Source organism: Xenorhabdus sp. SGI240 (genome assembly GCF_040081915.1).
Taxonomy (GTDB): domain Bacteria; phylum Pseudomonadota; class Gammaproteobacteria; order Enterobacterales; family Enterobacteriaceae; genus Xenorhabdus; species Xenorhabdus bakwenae.
This window is the reverse complement of sequence record NZ_JBEBMB010000100.1, coordinates 15,831-33,773: the sequence shown is the minus strand read 5'-3', so window position 1 is coordinate 33,773 and position 17,943 is coordinate 15,831. Positions and strand designations below refer to the sequence as shown.

The 17,943-nt window shown below is 43.2% G+C and carries 12 protein-coding genes; 6 read left to right on the top strand and 6 right to left on the bottom strand.

Annotated features, from left to right (window positions below):
• Positions 1-211: 211 nt before the first annotated feature.
• Complete coding sequence (locus tag ABLA76_RS16160) at positions 212-1,099, bottom strand: LysR family transcriptional regulator (protein WP_348988703.1); 888 nt, start codon at positions 1,097-1,099, stop codon at positions 212-214.
• An 841-nt stretch (positions 1,100-1,940) separates the two neighbouring features.
• On the opposite strand from ABLA76_RS16160, the gene ABLA76_RS16155 reads away from it, so the two are divergent.
• From ABLA76_RS16155 to ABLA76_RS16135, 5 genes are all read left to right on the top strand, one after another.
• Entirely contained in the window at positions 1,941-3,071 is a 1,131-nt protein-coding gene (locus tag ABLA76_RS16155; protein ID WP_348988702.1) for an acyl-protein synthase, read from the top strand.
• 1 nt (position 3,072) lies between these two features.
• Positions 3,073-5,508: an acyl-CoA reductase gene (locus tag ABLA76_RS16150; RefSeq protein WP_348988701.1), complete on the top strand. Its 2,436-nt coding sequence runs from the start codon at positions 3,073-3,075 to the stop codon at positions 5,506-5,508.
• Positions 5,509-5,523: 15 nt separating this feature from the next.
• A complete protein-coding gene (locus ABLA76_RS16145) occupies positions 5,524-6,768 on the top strand; it encodes a phenylacetate--CoA ligase family protein (protein ID WP_348988700.1) in 1,245 nt (414 codons plus the stop codon).
• Positions 6,769-6,779: 11 nt separating this feature from the next.
• Positions 6,780-7,706 (top strand): GNAT family N-acetyltransferase, encoded by a 927-nt coding sequence (locus ABLA76_RS16140; RefSeq protein ID WP_348988699.1) that lies wholly within the window; start codon positions 6,780-6,782, stop codon positions 7,704-7,706.
• 327 nt (positions 7,707-8,033) lie between these two features.
• On the top strand, positions 8,034-8,729 hold the full coding sequence (locus ABLA76_RS16135; RefSeq protein ID WP_348988698.1) for a pirin family protein: 696 nt from the start codon (positions 8,034-8,036) through the stop codon (positions 8,727-8,729).
• A 67-nt stretch (positions 8,730-8,796) separates the two neighbouring features.
• Here the strand turns inward: ABLA76_RS16135 and pckA are convergent, their stop codons facing one another.
• From pckA to ABLA76_RS16115, 4 genes are all read right to left on the bottom strand, one after another.
• Complete coding sequence (pckA, locus tag ABLA76_RS16130) at positions 8,797-10,416, bottom strand: phosphoenolpyruvate carboxykinase (ATP) (RefSeq protein ID WP_348988697.1); 1,620 nt, start codon at positions 10,414-10,416, stop codon at positions 8,797-8,799.
• A gap of 187 nt (positions 10,417-10,603) precedes the next feature.
• Positions 10,604-11,476 carry an Hsp33 family molecular chaperone HslO gene (gene hslO / locus ABLA76_RS16125; protein ID WP_348988696.1) on the bottom strand — a complete coding sequence of 291 codons (873 nt, stop codon included), beginning with the start codon at positions 11,474-11,476 and terminating at the stop codon, positions 10,604-10,606.
• A gap of 97 nt (positions 11,477-11,573) precedes the next feature.
• A complete protein-coding gene (hslR, locus tag ABLA76_RS16120) occupies positions 11,574-11,978 on the bottom strand; it encodes a ribosome-associated heat shock protein Hsp15 (RefSeq protein ID WP_348988695.1) in 405 nt (134 codons plus the stop codon).
• Positions 11,959-14,013, bottom strand: coding sequence for an IgaA/UmoB family intracellular growth attenuator (locus ABLA76_RS16115; protein ID WP_348988704.1), 2,055 nt, complete (start codon positions 14,011-14,013; stop codon positions 11,959-11,961). Before ABLA76_RS16115 ends, hslR begins: the two co-directional genes overlap by 20 nt.
• 410 nt (positions 14,014-14,423) lie before the next feature.
• Between ABLA76_RS16115 and nudE the strand changes: the two genes are divergently transcribed.
• Positions 14,424-14,975, top strand: coding sequence for an ADP compounds hydrolase NudE (gene nudE / locus ABLA76_RS16110; RefSeq protein WP_047766359.1), 552 nt, complete (start codon positions 14,424-14,426; stop codon positions 14,973-14,975).
• Positions 14,976-15,304: 329 nt separating this feature from the next.
• Here the strand turns inward: nudE and mrcA are convergent, their stop codons facing one another.
• On the bottom strand, positions 15,305-17,839 hold the full coding sequence (mrcA, locus tag ABLA76_RS16105; RefSeq protein WP_348988694.1) for a peptidoglycan glycosyltransferase/peptidoglycan DD-transpeptidase MrcA: 2,535 nt from the start codon (positions 17,837-17,839) through the stop codon (positions 15,305-15,307).
• Positions 17,840-17,943: the final 104 nt, after the last annotated feature.

The window sequence follows — 17,943 nt, the reverse complement described above, 5'->3', positions numbered from 1 at the left end:
AAAGTCGAGCATCGCGTTAACTATTTAATACATAACCCATTACGGGAGATTCGAGGTAGAATAGGTATAACTCAGTCCTTCTTTTTACTTTTTTGTTTCTGGAAAATCCAAATTCGCAAAAATTGGACTGAATTTCTTTGATACCCCTATCATTTTGAAAAGGCATAACATATATAGACAGATTTTTACGGAAACGGTACGGCGACTTTCGCTAATTTTTAAATAAATTTTCAACCATAAAATCGATAAATACTCTTAGCTTGGGTGATAAGTATTTTCCTGAAGGCCAAAGTACTCTACATGTTGTTATATCATTATTAAAATCATCTAAAACAGTGATAAGTTTTCCTGTATTTACCTGAGAATGAATAGATAAATCAGGAATACATGCAATACCAAGACCATTTTCTGCACAACAAATTAATGGTTCAAGTGTGTTAATCACCATTCTGGTAGGCCATTCCGTCTGTAAAATTTGACTATGTTGACTGGTTGGCCAAATATCCAGTTTTCCTGTACTCTTATAACGATACATTATGCAGGTATGTTTAATAAGGTCCTCTGGTTTTTCAGGAATTCCAGCTTTCAATAAATAATCAGGAGAACCAACTAAGATCCTTTTATAAGAACCAAGTACACGAGCCATTAATCGTGAATCAGTAAGCTCTCCGATACGTATTACAGCATCAAATCCTTCTTCAATTAAATCGACCATAGCGTCATTACTATCTATTTCTAATTCAATATCAGGATATTGCTGGCTGAATTTTACGAATTGGGGCATAAATAACGCCCCAATTGATGGTATACTTACTTTCAATTTTCCATATGGCAATAATTGTGATTCGGAAAGTTCATTTTTCGCTGCCTCTATTTCGTCAAGAATGCGGCGACAACGTTTGAGAAAAAGAGTACCTTCCGGTGTTAAAGTCACTATACGTGTGGAACGATGAAAAAGTCTTACCCGTAACCTTTCTTCAAGACGAGCTATTGCTTTGCTGATAGCTGAAGATGATATCCCTAATTGGTTACCTACTGTAGTAAAATTGCGTGCTTCACTTATACGAACAAAAATTTCGAGAACACTAAGGTTATCCACCACTCTTCTCCCCATCAATGACGTAATTATCACATTTTTTATGAATTATAATGTATTGTAATACACATTCTTATACTAAGTACCTATTCCAAAATCAGAGTCTTAGAATAATAAAAAACCAATCTTCGAAGGAACAGGTGTAGATAAATTAGTTAAATTTTTCTGCGATGTCGATGATTTTTATCTAGATTTTATTTATCAACAGAAACAATTTCTTTAGGAAACTATATGATTCATAGCTACATTTAAAATTAGTTCGTGATTCACATGATGGACTTGGTCATAAAGTTTCATCCTTTATTTATCTAATTCAATATATTTTCTGAATAAAATCATCAAGAGAAAAACAGTCTATTGTTGAATATAAAATTCGATTTTATTTATTAAAATAATTTTAAACAGTTATTCACATCAAATAAATAACGCTAGCACCAAAATAAATTCAAACTAATCATCATATAATACTAAACGATGAAAATAATCTATCAAATAATGATTGTGTTAAACACAAAATAAAACATAACATTGGAAAAACAGTTTGATTGTTACCATTTAATTTGAAATAATTCGCTCCGCAAACACAGGGCTGACATTATAAAAACGATGAAAAACTCCTATCATCATCCATAATTATCTGTTTTAAAAAAGATTTAGATGCCGTCAGAAACCAACGCATCATCCTCCAACAACGCCAAAAAATTAAAATAGACGCTTTTATTTATTATGTTAATTAGAAAATAAAGTCTATCAAAAATAATTACACCCTATCGAAGAATAAAAAATTAATTAAGTTTTTTAATTAATAATCCTTTGTGGTTGTTACTGAAGAATGAGTGCTGATATGCAAAACTTACCTCACGTCAAAGCACTGTGTGCTGTCACACATCCTTACCGTGCTTGTGCCGAATATGATGCGTTATTTAATAACGCCATGTATGAACTGACGCTATATCACTGCGAACATACCCCTGGTTACAAGCAGTGGCTGACAGAGCATGGCTTGGATAAACAGACGCTAATGACACTGGATGATTGGTCAAATCTGCCTTTGCTATTTGCCAATTATTTCAAACGTAACCTCATACTCAGCGATAGTGCACATGATGCGTTGGAGCTGACGTCCTCTGGAACCACCGGACAGAAAAGCCGTATGCGCTATGACGCTGCAAGTATGGCCGCTGCCCAACATATGGTGGACTGTATTTTTGACTATTATGGCTGGAATACCCCTGATCACCCCTGTAACTACCTACTGCTTAGTTACGAACCCGCTGGTGCCGTCACTCTGGGTACCGCCTACACCGACCAATTCCTGTGTAAATATGCTCCGGTAAATCGGGCTTATTATGCTTTGCGCCATAACGGACAAGGTAATGAATTCGATCCCTTCGGTACTATTACGGCACTCCAGCAATTTGCCCAAGAAGGATTGCCCGTGCGGATTTTCGGCTTTCCTGCCTTTTTGTGGTTCACTCTGCAAAGAATGAAACAGATGGGACTGCCAGCACTGAAATTACATCCTGAGTCGCTGGTTTTCCTCGGTGGAGGCTGGAAAACCCATGCCGATAAATCCATTCCTAAAAAAGAACTCTATCAACGGATAACCGAACAACTGGGTATCCCTGATATTCGCTGTCGTGATGGTTATGGTTCGGTTGAACACCCAGTCCCTTATGTTGAATGTTCTCACCATCATTTCCATGTTCCAGTCTATGCCCGTGCCTATGTGCGCCATACTGCCAACTTGACCTGCCAACCTTATGGGGAACCGGGTTTTCTGCATCTTACATCCCCTTATATCACTTCCTGCCCAGCCCACAGCATTGTTACCAGCGACCTGGCTGTACTGCATTCCGGTGAAAGCTGTGGTTGTGAACTTAAAACAGATTGGTTTGAACTGCTTGGCCGCGCTGGCACTAGCAAAAACCGGAGTTGTGCGATTGCCGCTTCAGAATTGATTAAGAGATCTTGATATGTCTTCCGTAAATACTGTTTCTGTAAAAACCATGAATAATCCGATTTCTTCAAAACAATTGGCAGAACAAAAAATCGCGCAATTACGTAAGCGTTTACCTGATCTTCTGGCACGTCCCCATACTTCTGAGCAGGTTCTGGATTGCGCGCAACGCTTTGCCGAATATCTTGCCAATCTGAGTGAACATCCCTTGTTTGATGCTCAGACACAGAGATCGCTTATCGCTTTTTGCCAACGTGAAGCGCTGGAAGCCAAACTGGAGCGGGAACTTGGGCAAAATGCTTTTTCACTGCGTCGATTCGATTATAACCAGAACCGATATGAGACCTGGAAGCCATTAGGCTTGGTCGTCCATATTACGCCATCCAATGCTGAACTTTTGCCCTTTATGGCCGTCATAGAGAGTTTGCTGGTTGGGAATATTAACTGGTTACGTCCAAGCAGCAGCGATAACGGGTTTAGTGCTCAACTGCTGGCAGAATTTTTATCCCAGGATATTTCAGGTGATTTAATTGATCGGGTCGCAGTATTACCAGTGCCCGTAACACAATTGGCAGAGCTGTTCAGTCAGGCGGATGCGGTTTCTGCCTGGGGCAGCGATTCTTCCCTGACCTCCATTCGTGCTCAACTCCCCCCCGGTTGCCGCTGGATAGATTGGGGGCACCGTATCAGCATTGCCTGGTTAAGCCCTGACGCCGCCGATGATACCCAATTGGATGCATTGGCTGATGATATCTGTCGTTATGACCAACAAGCCTGTTCCAGCCCGCAATGTTTGCTGGTCGATAGCGATGAACCTGAGGTTTTACACCATATCGGGCAACGAATGGCGGCCGCTCTGCAACGCCGTACCGGATTGCATCCAGCCCTGAAACCGGATATTCAGGAAGCGGCTGAAATTACGACGCAAACGGCTTTCCAACAACTCGATTTTGCGTTTACACAAGTACGCGGTGAAATATGGCAAGCCGACGGCTGGCGAGTGATATGGCGACACGAAAAAGAATTAGCCGCGTCTCCTTTGTTCCGCACATTGCAGATACGCCCTGCACCCCGTCAGCATTTGTGTTCTATTTTGCTGCCCTGGCGTCACTATCTACAAAGCTGTGCTTTGATTACTCGTCAAACGCATATCACCGAAATGAGCCATACCCTGTTTGCTGCGGGTGTCAGCCGTATCACTCCGGCGGGACAGATGCATGACGGCTATCATGGTGAACCACACGATGGCGTCTACGCACTATCACGCTTTACCAAGCGGGTCTCTGTCAGCCTTGCGCCTGATTTAATGGCAGGTTGCGCCCACCTTGATGTCCCTCCACCACGTCCACGCGGATTAGAAAATCAGCCTGTCATGAATAAGGCAGATTTTCAGGTGCGGGTTCCTAACGATAAAGCTCGCCTGTTTTTCCGCAGTGGTGGCAGCAGTGGTACGCCTAAGTTGGCGGCTTATAGCTATCATGATTACCACAGGCAGATGCAGGCCGCAGCCGATGGCGTATTCGCCTCAGGGCTTGAACCTGCAACTGATCGCGTCATGAACCTGTTGTATGGCGGGAAGTTATACGGTGGCATGATGAGCTTCTTCACCATCCTGGATAAATTGGGCGTGGCACAATATCCAATGGGTGGCCCTACTGATAATGACTTTAGTGAAATCGCTGATTTTATCGTACATCAACGCATTAATACGCTGGTGGGTATGCCAAGCACGATACATCGGCTATTTCTAAATGAAGAAACCAAACTACGTCAATATGGCGGCATTCGTAAGCTATTACTGGGGGGCGAACCCCTCAATATAAACCAGCGAAATTTCCTGACCAATTTTGGCGTTACCCTGATACGTTCAACAATTTACGGTTCAGTCGACGCTGGGCCAATGGGTCATGCGTGCGCAGCCAGCGAGGATGGTGTTTTCCATTTAATGACTGATACTCAGTGGCTGGAAATTCTCAATATAGAGAATGATCAACCCGTAGCAGAGGGGGAAACAGGTCGTCTGGTATTCACTTCCCGCCACCGTGAAGCACAACCCGTCCAACGCTACGATTTAGGCGATCTCGGCTGCTGGATTAATCAACCTTGTTGTTGTGGCCTGCCTTCACCACGTTTCCGACTTAAAGAGCGCCACGGTTCCCTGTTACGTATAGGCAGTATTTTTTTCAATCTTGCTGATTTATCTGAACAATTGGCATTACCCGTGCAATGGATAATCAACCATAACAATAATGGTGTTGATAGCATTCAGCTATTGGTTGATCAGACCGATCCCCTCACTGTGCACCAAAATTTATTAAAAGATCCCAAAATTGCCGAAGTTGTTGAAGGAAACCTGCTGAATTTAGATGTTATTTCCATGTCAAGTACTGAGTTTCACCGCAATGAACATAGTGGGAAAACACCATTATTCATCGACTTGCGTAAATATTAATTGAGTAAAATTAAGATGATGACCAAAACGACATTGACTGATTTGCTCCATCATGCACGCGAGCATTCTGCTTATTACCAAGAACACTATAAGTCCATTCCCGATAATTGGGTTTTGGAAGATTTACCTCTCGTGGAGCCTAACTATTATTGGGCACATTCAAATGACTTACCGACATGGCCGGTGCTGACTGCACCGCTGGAAGGCGGGCATGTGTTTAAAACAGGTGGCTCAACCAGCGATGGGCGCTTGTCGGTTTTCAGTCAACAAGAATGGAAAGCCTTCATTTATTCCTTTGGTCAAGGCATTGCCCGCCAATTAAAAGCTGGGGATCGGGTGGCTAACCTGTTTTTTGCTGGCGATCTTTATACCAGCTTTATATTTATCCATGGCGCATTATCGAATTCACCAATCCCGATATTGGAATTTCCTTTCACCTGTAAGGTTGAGAATGAATTACTGATTAACAATATCCGCCTTCACAACATTAATGTGCTGGCCGGCGTCCCGGTGCAGTTAACCCGTTTAGCTCACTATCTGAAAGGGACGGAACAAACATTGCCAATGGTGGATACCATTCTTTACGGGGGCGAAAGTTTATTTGATTCACAGATCACTATTATAAGACAAGTGTTTCCTCGCGCCCGTTTAGGCTCCATCGGTTGTGCCAGTGTCGATGCGGGTTTGATTGGCTTTGCTGATCCCGATTGTAAACAGGGAGAGCATCGCGTATTTTCTGACGACACGATTATCGAAATCGTCGATGAAATAACTCACCAGCCCATTACTGTGCTGGGAAAACGTGGCTTATTAGTTGTCACTAACCTGCAACGACAACTTATGCCTGTGATCCGCTATCCTACTGGTGATATGGCGTGCTGGTGCGAGCCAGAGCAGACAGACCGTAAATTTGCCCTGCAAGGACGTGCTAATCAAGGCTATCGTATACGATTTGGCACCCTGTCATTATTCCCTGACGATTTAGCTACACAGCTATCACAACAGACAGAGCTTTTGGCCTGGCAATTGGAGCTAAACCAGAAAGCGGGGCAAGATCAAATCCGATTGTTGGTCGCAAGCTTGCAAACTGTCGATATCGACAAAATACGCCATCGCGTTATGGCAGCCTTTCCAAATTTGGCAGAAGCTAGCACACACCAAGTTATGCTGGAGATCGTGCAAACCGATATTGATAGCATGTATACACACCCACGATCAGGGAAATTGCTGCGAGTTGTGGATCTACGTCGTTATAACTAAGGTTGAAATCGATGACTATTTTCCAATCCACTATTCAGATCCGCAGCTACCAGTCTGGTGATGATAAAAGAATCAGCCAATTATTCCGTGAAGTTTACGGTGATTCGTATGTCTATCCTGACATTTATCTACCAAGGCTCATCAATGACTACCAGTCTACAGGGCAATGGTATTCTGCCCTGGCATTCCATCAAGGCCAGCTCATCGGTCATGCGTCTCTGGTTAAAGATACGGTACAGAAAAATCAGGCAGAGCTGGCACTTATTGCGGTGTGTTCCGATTGTCAAGGTCATGGTGTGGCTAAGTCTCTGGGCAATTATTTATGCGGCTATGCGAAAGAGCAAGGCTATAATTTATTGACGATGAAACAGGTATGTTCACACCCTAAAAGCCAGCACATCGCCCAAAATTTGGGGTTTTATTCTACCGCGCTGATGCTGGATTATATTGATTCTCCATTTGGTTTGCCAGAACCCGAAAGTATCATTCAGGGCATTTTACCGTTTAAATCATTGCCATTACCTAAGCTGAACTGGCCCTGGCCTTGGCAAGGCTGGATCACTCAAATCAGCCAATATGTTGGTGAATCATCCCAAAGTGAACCATCAGTGTATCGGCACTCTATTCTTTCTGAGCCTATTACCATCAAAAAATCGGGTAGACGTTTGGAAATCACACTATACAAAGTTCAGGCTGACTTTTTATCGGAGGTCATCGATCTTCCCTCTGGACAATTAATCTATTTGAAACTGCCTGCATGTGAAGAAGCGCTGAGGTTGTACTCATTGCTGAAAAAAGGCGGATTTCGCTTCGCCGGGCTTTGCCCGGACACACATGATGGATGGTTTTTGCTGTGGCTACGAGGCTACCAATTAACGCCCTATCAATTTCATGATATGAGTACTCAACATCTCTATCAGATGGAATTGGAGGGGTAACCATACAACTGATATGTGTCAAAAATCGCATTTTAAACAGTCTCTCAAATTTGAAATTTGCTTAAAAAAACACTTTACAAATGATATTGAGAACGATTATCATTATTAGCACTTTCAGTGCACCACCTTCAGGGTTCATGTGAAAGTACGACATTGCTCACATTGCTTCCAGTGTTTACTTTTATAAGCCAACTTTATGTTGGCTTTTTTTTCGTCTTGTCATTGCCTTATTTTTATTCAAATATTTTGAAATTTAAGGTTAAATTTCCCGTCTTTTCTATTTCATTCCTTCAACTAGACTACAAAAAAAATTTGAGGGATTTTGTAATGATCTACTTACGTCAAGCTTCAGAGCGGGGTCATGCTAATCATGGCTGGCTGGACAGTTGGCATACTTTTTCATTCGCCAACTATTATGATGCCAATTTCATGGGATTTTCTGCACTCAGGGTCATTAATGAAGATGTGATTGACGCGGGTCAGGGATTCGGCATGCATCCTCACAAGGATATGGAAATATTGACCTATGTGCTGTCTGGAACGGTGGAACATCAAGACAGTATGGGTAACAAAGGGCAAGTGTCTGAGGGAGAGTTCCAGATTATGAGTGCAGGGACAGGCATCCGTCACTCAGAATATAACCCACAGCATGATAGCCAACTGCATCTCTACCAGATCTGGATCATACCGGAAAAAACAGGACTCACTCCCCGTTATGAACAACACCGTTTTGATACTACAGAAGGTCGCCAATTAATTCTCTCTCCTGATGCCCGTGCTGGCTCCCTGAAAGTTTTTCAGGATATGACATTATGGCGTTGGGCATTAAAAAATGGCGAAGAGGGTGAATATAACATGGAGAAAACACGAAATGTCTGGATCCAGGTGGTTCGTGGTGAAGTGATGATCAATGGAACCCGGGCTACGACCAGCGATGGTATTGCTATTTGGGATGAATCCCAACTTCGGCTAACTGCAAATCAAGAAAGTGAGATCCTACTGTTTGACTTACCCTCCAACTGATGTCGGGTATTGAAAAAGAACTCTACCCAACCGAATAGAGTTCTTTCATAGAAAACTTAAAATTACACTACAGTTTAGGGCCTACTTTTACCAATGCAGCACCCGCAGCAGTATCAGTATATTTGTCAAAATTATCGATGAAACGCTCGGCCAGATCTTTTGCCTTCACATCCCATTCAGATTTATCGGCATAGGTATTGCGTGGGTCCAAAATGTGGGTATTTACACCCGACAATGTCGTTGGTATGGCCAAATCAAAAATCGGCAATTGAAGGGTATCCGCATCTTCAATGTCACCATTGAGGATCGCATCAATAATGGCACGGGTATCTTTGATGGAGATACGTTTACCCGAGCCATTCCAGCCGGTATTGACCAGATAAGCTTTCGCGCCCGATAACTGCATACGCTTAACCAGAACTTCCGCATATTGTGTCGGATGCAGTGACAAGAATGCCGCTCCAAAGCAAGCAGAGAAAGTGGGTGTTGGTTCTGTCACACCACGTTCTGTTCCTGCCAATTTTGCCGTGAAGCCAGACAGAAAATGATATTGGGTTTGTTCTGGGGTTAAGCGGGAAACCGGAGGCAATACACCGAAAGCATCTGCGGTCAGGAAAATAACCTTGGTCGCGTGCCCTGCTTTTGAGCTTGGTTTAACGATATTTTCAATATGGTAAATCGGATAAGAAACACGGGTATTTTCTGTTTTGGAGCCATCATTGAAATCAACCGTACCATCCGCCAGTACAGTGACATTTTCCAGCAGGGCATCACGGCGAATGGCGTGATAAATATCCGGTTCAGCCTCTTTGGATAAATTGATGGTTTTCGCGTAGCAACCACCTTCAAAGTTAAACACGCCGTCATCGTCCCAGCCATGTTCATCATCACCGATTAACTTACGTTTCGGATCAGTGGAAAGCGTGGTTTTCCCTGTTCCAGAAAGACCGAAGAAAATAGCGACATCTCCCGCTTCACCCACGTTGGCGGAACAGTGCATCGAGGCAATACCTTTTAGTGGTAGCAGGTAGTTCATCATTGAGAACATCCCTTTTTTCATTTCACCACCGTACCAAGTCCCCCCGATTAACTGCATACGCTCGGTCAGGTTAAAAGCAACAAAGTTTTCAGAATTCAGCCCCTGCTCTTTCCATTGTGGGTTGGTGCATTTAGCTCCATTCATCACAATAAAATCAGGTATGAAGTCAACTAATTCTTCGTCTGACGGCCGGATAAACATATTTTTCACAAAATGTGCCTGCCACGCCACTTCAGTAATAAAACGCACTTTCAGACGCGTATCCGCATTGGCTCCACAAAAAGCATCAACCACAAACAAACGTTTGCCTGAAAGCTGCTGAGTAACCAAACCTTTTAGGTGAGACCAGGTTTCCTGACTGAGCGGTTTATTATCGTTCTTGCCTTTGCCCTGATCAGCCCACCATACTGTGTCGCGGGTAACATCATCACGAACAATATATTTATCTTTCGGAGAACGCCCCGTGAAAATACCTGTGTCTACTGCGACAGCACCGAGGTTAGTCAATATGCCACGCTCATACCCTTGTAGCGTGGGTTGAGTTTCTTCAGAGAATAACAGTTCATAACTTGGGTTATAAACAATTTCACTAACACCGTGAATACCATAAACCGCAAGTTCCTGCTCAGTAATGCCTGTAACGCTCATTTGTTGCTCCTGGTCGGTTATACTTTATCTCTGTAGGGGATAATAAATAATTATGACTAATTAACAGCGATTTTTATCAAAAAATTGAAATCACATTACTTTTTTTAAGTTTATATGAGACACAGAACACGGAATGGCTGAATCATTCGTAATAAAAAGGGCGTATATAACGCCCTATGATACCTAATTAGTGCAACCGCTCTGTTTTTGCCGCTTTTATTGCGTTGATATCTTTTTCGTCGAAAACATAATGCATGCCGCAAAATTCACATTGCATGTCAATTTTGCCATCGTTGTGCAAAATTTCCTGTAGATCGGCTTCCGATAATGTCACCAGGGTATCAGCACAACGTTGCTGGGAGCAGGTGCAACGGAATTCCACTTGCTGAGGTTCATATAGCGTGACATCTTCTTCATGATAAAGGCGATGCAAAATCTCTTTCGCATCCAGCGTAAACAACTCTTCTCCCTTAATGGTTGCAGTCAGTTGCACCAAGTGGTCAAGCATGTCTTCGCTACTTTCCTGCGCTCCGGGCAAGATTTGCAATAACATGCCACCGGCTGCTATTTTTCCATCCTGCACCCCTGTACGGATAAACAGACGCGTTGGTAACTGCTCTGACTGTTTGAAATACGCATCCAGGCACTCTGCCAACGTATTGCCTTCCAGCGCCACAACGCCCTGATAACGCTCACCTTCTGTTGGTGTCACCGTGATGACCATATAACCATTGCCGATCATATCGCGCAGGCTACTTGCGGCATTCACTTCACCATCAATGCGAGCCGTGCCACGCATCTGTTGTCGGTTGTTACCATTAATCACCGCCAGTTTGACCGGCCCATCCCCCTGGATCTGTACCGTGATATCCCCGCTGAATTTCAAGGTAGCGGTTAACAGGCTGGTTGCGACCAACAATTCACCCAATAGCTGCTGTATCGGTTGAGGGAAATGATGATTTTCCAGCATCCGTTGGTAAGTTTCACTAACGGAAACAAGTTCCCCCCTGACAGAGTGGCTTGCAAATAAAAAGCGGTGTAATTGGTCATGCTTGGTCATAAATCTCTCTCATTTCACTGAGACGGTTGTCCCCTTCGTCTTTCAAGTTGCCTGTTTTTATTAGATGCAGCTTAAAATCGATTAAGTATCTTCCGACTCATGATAGTTTTGCGTTCTTGAATTTTATTAGTGTACGCCGTTCTTTTTTGTCTGGACGGCGATCGGGATGCGGCATCGTGAGCGCATTCATTTTACGCGCTAATGCCGTTTTTTCCCGATTGATAATGCTCTCTGCCGTTTCCTGATAAAGCTGCCGGGCCTCGGTAGCACTCCGTCTGTGACTGCACAATGCCAAGATAATCACCGTTTTTTCATCGTTTCCCTGACGCAGTTTAATCTCTGCATTCAACTCAACCAGTTTACCCGGCTTACTCCGTTGCCCATTATAATGGACTTTTCCCCCTTCAATCATTTCACGTGCGATGGAACGGGTTTTATAAAAACGGGCAGCCCACAGCCATTTATCAAGGCGAACAACCTGATCAGTGTCTGAATTCTGCATGGATATTTCTCTCATTAAAACAGTTATCATAGTATTGGGTGATTTGTTGAGGACGTCGTCGGTTCTTCTGCTTTTTCTTGATAATCAATATGACATTGATGATCAACGTTACCAGCAAAATAGCCAGCAGCAGACAACTTCCCAGATAACGAATAATCGACGTGGAATCTGGTTCACGATGCAGCATGATATGGCGAGTCCCATTCGGATCTTCTGACAATTTTGTCACAATCCCCTCGGTTTCAAATGGTGTCTTCATCAACAGTTCTAAAAGCCCCTGTAATTCCCGCCACCGATCTAAAGCTGAGTGTTCGTATATGTAGTGTGTCCGCATCGGGTATTCAACTAAGGTTTTTCCCTCATCACTCAGCAATAAAACGCCTCCCGGAGATGGGCTGTTTATAAGAATGATCATTCTATCGATCTCGCGATAGATAAATGATGCAGTAGTTGAATCAACCAGTTTTTCCAACGCATCGGCACTGACAGAACGCAGCAATACCTTAGTTCCGTCCAGCTTGCCGCTTTCTGCGGCTTTTAACAACTTGTCCCAACTTTTGGCATTTCCCAAATTGACCAATGCATTTTTCAAACGGTCACAATCAGCATCGTTTTGGCACAACTTTTGTGTTTTCAAAATGATTTGTGAAAAATTGTCGAGCAAGGCCATGCCCGATTTGGCAATGGCTGCATTCAGGCCAGGATTACTTTTACGTTCAACTGGATGTAATTGCTCACTAACTGCTGTAATCAGCGCTGAAGCACTTTCGACAACGTCAGATTCCAGCATAGGTAATGGAATTTCACTATTCCAATAGATACCCACACAATCAAATGGGGCGAATATTGTAATATTCGCTTCGGGCATGATATTGGGGGGAACATAGCACATCCCAACACCTTTGACCTTTAATACATCCCCTTCCTTCAACGGCATATTTTGTAGCTCATGAAAGCGGGTAATGACCTTGGTATTACTACCATATAACCAGGCAAAACTAAGCTGCATGGATAAGTTCACCGGCTGGTAAAAGTAAAGCAACAGCATGACAAATACAGAGAAAGCCACCAACATCACATTCTTTCTACTACGCTGATAAGGGTAGTGCTTCTCTTCTTCATGCAAAGAGAGATAGCGCCCCTGCCGCACAACATGGCAGTTGGTATAAATGTCAATATCGGTATTCTGATCAAGATCATGGGAAATATAAGGCTCCCAATGTACGGGATAAACCAGATCAATGCCGCCCAGAGAGATATTCTTTCTTTGCTCCGGCTCAAATTCGCTAAATATTCCCCATCGTTTCGGAATGCCATTGAAACAATGGATATCGGCTAATTTTCGACCGGATGGAAATCGAAAATGTGACCAAAAACTGCCCAGAAGAAACAAAAACGCCACCAGCATTAACCACGGCAACATCGGAATGGGCACAAAAAGAGCCACAAACCACAGCGATAAACCAACACACATCAGGATGCTTCCCTGAATACCCGTTGGTTTTCGCAAACGATATTCTTCTAACGTCTCCTTGCGGATATGCAGTAATTTAGCACTCGAATTGCCATTTTTTTGAATGGAGGCATGTTCGGTTTTTGCCATTACTCGCGTGATGAGCAAATCTTGCTGATAATCTTGCAAAAAGTGACCATTAACCGCGATGACTAGCGGTATTGATGAAGTTCGAACAATCTCAATCGTATTCCGCTGCTTGATAAATGGCTCAAACAACACAGGCAGATGTATTTCTGTCTCACCAAGATAATAGCGCCAATAGTGCTCTCCATCCGTTGCAGCAGAAAAACGGCTAATAGGATGTGTGATGGTATAGACATCAGCATGTTTAACAGGTAGTACCGGATGATCAGCCCTGTGTCTACTATTCGGTTTCATCAGAAGACGGGCATTTCGCAAGTAAGATTCTATAGCTTGGTATTCATCAGTACCCAGTTTACGGCTGGCAGTTTTAGTCATTGACTGTAGATAACACGCGTTACCAAGCCGCCTCCATCTGAAAATCAGAAAGGAAGCCATTATAATCAGGCTAATGATAAAAATAGCCAATATAATGACCAATAAGCTCATTTTTTCCCCATGCTCATAACAGCAGTACAGAGATCAGCAGAATAACAACTTCATGGAACACCCATAATCAGGTTATTCCTATTTTTCTCTTCTATTTTTAATTTTATTTACAAAAGGTTATATAATTTTTCTCATACCTTTCCATAAACTAACGTCTTTTTGCAAGAATGAGTAAGATAGCAACAAAAATACATTCAAGCGATAATCGCTATCATTTACTAACATAATCCGCCATATTAAAGCAAAGCTTGAATGCATAACCATTTCATCACAACACTTTAAAAATACAGTAATATTTAAGTTACTTGGCGCATTATTATTTTCAATTATCCAGTATATGACAGCCATCAGGGGAGAACATGATTGATCTAAAAAAACCTAAGATACTGAATATAAATGACGTTGCCCACTCTCGTTTATTCAATATTCAATCAGTTGATCTTGAATTCAGCAATGGTGTAAAACGCGTTTATGAACGAATGAAACCCGCAAATAGTGAAGCAGTTCTAATTATTCCAATTATCGGGGATGAATTAATTCTGATTCACGAATATGCCGTTGGCATCGAACAATATGAATTAGGTTTTCCAAAAGGTGCCATTGATGCTGGCGAAAGTATTTTGGAAGCCGCCAATCGTGAATTGAAGGAAGAAATTGGTTTCGGTGCAGGAAAACTGGAATTGTTGACGAAATTGACGGTGGCACCATCCTACTTTTCCAGCAAGATGAATATCATGATTGCTCATGATCTTTACCCAGAATGTCTGAAAGGCGATGAACCCGAACCACTCGTGCAGAAACGCTGGCCAATCTCTGACATGATGTCACTATTGGAGCATCCCGATTTCAACGAAGCCAGAAATGTCAGCGCCCTATTTTTTGCTCAACGATACCTGCAAGCAAAAAAATAATAGGAAACATTAATTAATGCATTCTTTAAAAACGGGTATGCAATTGATATCCCAATACCAATTTTATACTCGTTTTAAGTGAAATACGGAGATAAAGAACAAACACCTAAACAGAGTAAGGTTTAATTTGATGCGTGTAATAATTTTAATAATATTTATGAAAAATAACTCAGCTTATTAAAAATAATAAATAAACAAATTAACTACACCTTCAAAATTAATTCGCATCATAATCATATCTTCCCCAGTAAATAACAAAAGGCCTCGCCAGTTCCCCGGCAAGGCCTTTTTATCTTTCATTTCCGTTATGTTGGTTACAGACAGATCAATCAGAATAATTCACGGCTTTCACCATTTTCAGTGACTGTCGTACCCACATCGGGTACAGCATATTCCGTCGGCTGAGTGCCATCAATGAAATACTCTTTACGGGTATTGTTACCACCGTTAGCCAGCTTGCCCGTTGCCCGATCAATTGTGACAGAAACAATGCCGGCAGGGGGTTCCATGGCTTTATCTGGAACGCCTGCCAACGCCACTTTCATAAAATCATCCCAAATTGGTTGAGCCGTTTTCGCGCCACCTTCCCCTTTTAATACCGGAGTACGTCCCAAGCTTCGGCTATGTTCATCAAAGCCAATCCAGGCTGTTGCCACCCTATCCGGGCCATAACCAGAGAACCATGCATCTTTTGAGCTGTTGGTTGTCCCTGTTTTGCCACCAATATCACGGCGCTTCAAATCACGGGCAGCACGCCAGCCCGTTCCCATCCAACCCGGCTCACCAAAGATATTCGTCTTTAAGGCATCATGAATAAGGAACGCCAGCGGTGTACTGATCACGTGAGGGGCATACTGTTGATCATCCACATTAACATTTCCCGATACGCTCTCTAACTCCGGTTGAGGCAGTAAATCTGGATTTTGCGGAACCTCAGAATGCGCCACGTTCTCGATGGAATCTTCAGATAATTCGATAGAACGTGATGTTTCACCATAAATCACCGGAATGTTTTCACATTGAGGACAAGCAATTTTAGGTTTCGCTTCAAACAGCACTTTCCCTTCATCATTTTCAATCTTGCTGATGAAGTAAGGATCAACCAGGTAACCACCGTTTGCCATCACGGCATAACCGCGTACTAACTGTAGCGGAGTAAATGAAGGGGAACCCAGAGCCAAAGATTCTGTGCGTACAACGTTTTCACCCGGTAAGCCAAAGCGCTTCAAGTAATCCGCAGCATAATCAACCCCCATCGCACGCATGGCTCGAACCATCACTACGTTTTTGGATTGTCCCAACCCCTGACGCAAACGAATTGGCCCATCGTAATTCGGTGGTGAGTTTTTCGGACGCCAATCCGTCCCGGCTCCGGCATCCCAACGGCTGATTGGCGCATCATTCATCAATGAAGCCAACGTCAACCCTTTGTCCATTGCGGCGGTATACAGGAATGGCTTGATATTGGAACCGACCTGACGCAACGATTGTGTCACACGGTTAAATTTACTCAATTCAAAATCAAATCCACCGACCAACGCTTCTATTGCACCATTCATCGGATTGATGGAAACCAGCGCTGCATTAACTTCGGGAAGTTGAGCCAACCACCAAGTATCATTGACTTTTCTGATCCAAATTTGTTCGCCTGCCCGAATGACTTCATTGACACTATGTGGTACAGCACCTTGTAAGCTGTCGGTTTTAAATGGACGTGCCCAGCGCACGCCTGCCATTGTCAACTCAACTTTGTTGCCATCCACCCGCATCACTTGTGCCTGGTTAGCGCTGGATTTCGTCACAATGGCTGGCACCAGAGGGCCATATTTAGGTAAGGTTTTCAGCTTATCGATAATCTGCGTTTGGCTCCATGCCAGCTGATTGGCTTTCCATAACACTTCTTGAGGGCCGCGGTAACCGTGACGGACATCATAGTCAATCACATTGGAACGAACCGCGTTCACAGCCGCTAACTGGGATTTACGCGTGATCGTGGTATAGACCTTATAACCCTCTGTATAGGCATTTTCTTCACCATATCGATTGATCATTTCCTGACGAGCCATTTCAGTCAGATAAGACGCAGAAAAAACAATTTGTGGAGCGTGATAACGGGCAACCAATTTTTCTTCTCTGGCTTCCTCATACTGACGCCGGGTGATATATCCCTCTTCCAGCATCCTGCCCAGTACCACATTGCGGCGACTGATCGCGCGATCATAAGAATAAAGTGGGTTAAATGTTGAAGGTGCTTTCGGCAAACCGGCAATCATCGCCATCTCACTCAATGTCAACTCGTTGACGTTTTTACCAAAATAAACATGAGCCGCAGCGCCAACACCATAAGCACGATAGCCGAGATAGATCTTGTTGAGATACAACTCCAGGATTTCATCCTTAGTTAATAATTGTTCGATCTTAATCGCCAAAAATGCCTCTTTCGCTTTACGTATCAATGTCTTCTCTCGGCTAAGAAAAAAGTTTCTCGCAAGCTGCTGAGTGATGGTACTCGCCCCTTGGGAAGCATGGCCGGAAGTGATTACCACAGAAACAGCGCGGATAACCCCGATGGGATCAACACCGTGGTGTTCATAAAAACGGTTATCTTCCGTGGCAATAAAGGCTTTCTCCATTAGGGGAGGTATTTCTGACAAGGTAAGGGGTAAACGGCGTTTTTCACCATATTGGGCTATTAATTCGCCATCAGCACTGAACACCTGCATCGGTGTTTGTAACCGGACATCCTTTAGCGTCGCAACATCAGGAAGCTGTGGCTCGATATATTTGTACAAACCAAAAATCGAGACAACTCCCAATAAAATGCAAACAACAATAAGGATCAAAAAATACTTTATGAACTTCACCTGAAATTTCTCACGCCATGTTAATCGGGCAGTTTATAAACGATCAGTACGTAGTATAAAAGACTTAGTATAAAGGAATTAGTATAAGGGCTGTACAACACTAT